The sequence below is a fragment of the Psychrobacter sp. genome, from assembly GCF_036731945.1.
Taxonomy (GTDB): domain Bacteria; phylum Pseudomonadota; class Gammaproteobacteria; order Pseudomonadales; family Moraxellaceae; genus Psychrobacter.
In genome coordinates this window covers 5,669-8,885 of record NZ_DAINDI010000004.1, presented here as the reverse complement: position 1 = coordinate 8,885, position 3,217 = coordinate 5,669, and the positions used below count along the sequence as shown (strand labels likewise).

General features: G+C 39.3%; 3 protein-coding genes. 2 read left to right on the top strand and 1 reads right to left on the bottom strand.

The window, feature by feature from the left end; genetic code table 11:
• Positions 1-1,023, bottom strand: a 1,023-nt coding sequence (gltA, locus tag V7D75_RS01390) for a citrate synthase (RefSeq protein WP_333613103.1), incomplete at its 3' end; no start/stop codon positions are given.
• 1,154 nt (positions 1,024-2,177) lie between these two features.
• Here gltA and sdhC point away from each other — a divergent pair.
• Positions 2,178-2,564 (top strand): succinate dehydrogenase, cytochrome b556 subunit, encoded by a 387-nt coding sequence (gene sdhC, locus V7D75_RS01385; RefSeq protein ID WP_082894375.1) that lies wholly within the window; start codon positions 2,178-2,180, stop codon positions 2,562-2,564.
• Positions 2,565-2,566: 2 nt separating this feature from the next.
• Entirely contained in the window at positions 2,567-2,971 is a 405-nt protein-coding gene (gene sdhD, locus V7D75_RS01380) for a succinate dehydrogenase, hydrophobic membrane anchor protein (RefSeq protein WP_333613155.1), read from the top strand.
• Positions 2,972-3,217: the final 246 nt, after the last annotated feature.

Here is a 3,217-nt window from a genome sequence, read left to right as displayed (position 1 = left end):
AAGTGCCATAGCAAGCTCAAGCTTAGGATCATTGATACCGAGTGCACCCAATACTTCGTCACAAGTTTCTTTCATGACTTGTGCGCGTGGGTCAAAGTTTTTGTAAACACGGTGACCAAAGCCCATCAGTTTTACTTCACGGCTTTTCACTTTTTCCATAAATTCAGGAACGTTTTCTACCGAACCAATCTCATCTAACATCTCAAGGACAGCTTCGTTAGCGCCGCCATGTGATGGACCCCAAAGGGCGGCGATACCGGCAGCGATACACGCATAAGGGTTAGCACCAGTAGAGCCTGCTAGACGTACCGTAGAGGTTGAAGCGTTTTGCTCGTGGTCAGCATGCAAAGTAAAGATTTTGTCCATCGCACGAGTAATCACGTCATTGGTTTCGTAGTCAACATCAGCAGGGGTTGCAAACATCATGTATAAGAAGTTTTCTGCGTAATTGAAATCATTACGTGGATACATGAACGGTTCGCCTTGCGAGTATTTATAACTCATCGCTGCAAGCGTTGGCATTTTAGCGATTAGACGAATAGCGGTGATTTCACGGTGTTCTTCGTTGCTGACGTCTAAATTGTCATGATAAAACGCTGATAAGGCACCAACGACACCAACCATAATCGCCATTGGATGCGCGTCACGGCGGAAACCTTCAAAGAATTTACGTAATTGGTCATGAACGCCGGTGTGTTTACGAACCTTTTCATAGAAATCTGCTTTTTGCTCAGCATTTGGTAGATCACCATGAATCAGTGCATACGCCACTTCTAAGTATTCAGCATTGTTTGCTAACTGGTCGATAGGGTAGCCACGGTGTAATAACTCACCTTTACCGCCATCAATGTAAGTAATCTTAGATTCAACAGGAGCGGTTACTTTAAAACCTGGGTCATAAGACCAAAAGCCTGAATCTTGTAGAGCAGCAATATCGATAACTGGACGCCCTAAAGTACCTTCAATAATAGGAAATTCGTATTCTTTACCATTTACGCTTAATTTGGCATTGTTGTCAGCCATAAACTGCTCTCCATTGTTTTTAACTTGTTGGAATAAAATTATATCGACGCATACCCTCGCGTCTTCACTTGTTAAACGGTCAAAAAATTCTAACCCATTTAATATGCAGGCTATATTAGCAGTAATTACTGAGGTTTTGAAAAGACTTTTAGCAGTAATGTCTGTAATAGGTATGCATTAGTCGTACTAAACGACTGTAAACTTTGTATCAAAATATGTCTATTTGGTAATTTAAGGACAAGTTCTCAGTTTGCTTCTAAAGTAATGATTATCATTAACATTATAAAAATTAAGACTTTATCGCAAAATAAACGCTTTTACTATTTGCCTCAATGGACCATGCGTTAGACAGAGTATGAGTAGCCGACAGATTATTTGGGGTCAAAAAGTGATTCTGATACACCAATACTAATAAATTCGTCTTACCAATAGCTAGCTTTTTGTTAAATAATCACCGATAACCACTATTTAGGGGATAAATTTGTAATTATGACGCAGTCATTTTATAATTGGAGGGATTTAACTGGCACTAGCTTTGCGCAAATGAATAGGCTGCTCTGATAAAACCACTGGTAAAGCCCAGCTTTACTGAGACTTTTTGAGGATTGACTGTTCGGTTAATAGACCAAAACCCGACTTATCGTTTGAATATTCTTGTTAACTGTTCTATTTTTAAATAGTCAACAGTGAAGTTTGCCTTAATAAAAAATGATACTCTACAGATGATATTATGGCGTTATCTTTTTTGTTGATGCAACGTCGTAAAAATAGAATAGTTAATCGATTTATCCTATATTATGAACTCCATGCAACCTCTTTATTTTGTATAAAGGGCATGAATGATTTGTCATAAAAAGGGATTGTCACTTCAGTGAGCGATAGGGAAGTCTATAACCACTTTATAAATGGAAACTACCCAAATAGCAACTAAATAAACAGTCGCTACGGGCATAGATTTTATTTATAGAGTTTATCTGAACGTCAGATAAATAAGATTTATCGACCTTGCATATTTAGCGCAAATGAAACGACGTCAGCTAGCCCTTCCTTACTTTATTCATCTCATGTGTTGCTTGCCGCTTGTAGAATAGTATTGATAAATAGTATTCGTATAATGCGTTGATAGCTGATACAGGAGTATAACCGCAAAAAGGATGCCCGCTGTGAAAAGCAACCGACCTATTAATCTGCCCTTAAGCCAAGTGATTAGCGTTAACCGCTCACCGATTGCAATTGCTTCTATCTTGCATCGTATCTCTGGCATTGTTTTATTTCTACTTATCCCAGTCATGCTGTGGTTATTACAGAATTCTTTGGCATCGCCTGAGAGTTTTGAAACCGTGTTTGACAATGTCTTTATTCGCTTTTTAGCGTGGATTTTCGTCGCCGCCATTGCTTATCACTTCGTGATGGGCGTGAAGCATTTATTTGCTGATAATGGTCAAAATGAAGAGCTACAATCGGCGCGTATGGCGTCTGTTGTCAGCTTAGTGATTGCAGCGATTTTAATTGTCGCGTCATTTGTATGGGTGATGTTCTAATGATAAAAAATGATTCAGGAATCAAAAGCGCCACCGGTCTAACAAGCTCAGGTACCCGTGATTGGATGGTCCAACGTATCAGTGCGGTTATTCTAGCCGTCTACAGTGTGGTATTGCTGGGCTTTTTCTTAACCCATGGCAATATAACCTTCATTGAATGGTCTGATTTTATGACCAGTTTACCGATGCGTCTGTTCAGCTTGTTGGCTATCTTGGCATTGGCTGGTCACGCGTGGGTCGGTATGTGGACGGTGTTTACCGACTATATTACCTCTGGCAAGATGGGTGAAAGCGCACCTAAACTGCGTTTATTTTTACAAACATTGATGATTATCGCTATTTTAGTCTTCCTATTTTGGGGCATTATGATTTTTTGGGGTAACGGCTTCGGTGTTGTTGCTGTTTAACTTTTTACCATACCGGTAAATATTTATTCATCGGCTATTTATAAGCGTAGTATTAGCAGCCATATATCGATGAATAATAACGGATGAATCTAACCGCATTTATAGCCTTACTGATTTAAAAGCATTTAGATGAAAAAATCCGTTAGTAGCCAAAATAGACAGAGCCAATCATAGCGTTGGGTATTTCTCAATTTAACTTATCACTGATACCAGTGCATTATTAAGCAGTTGCATGACAGTTAGACC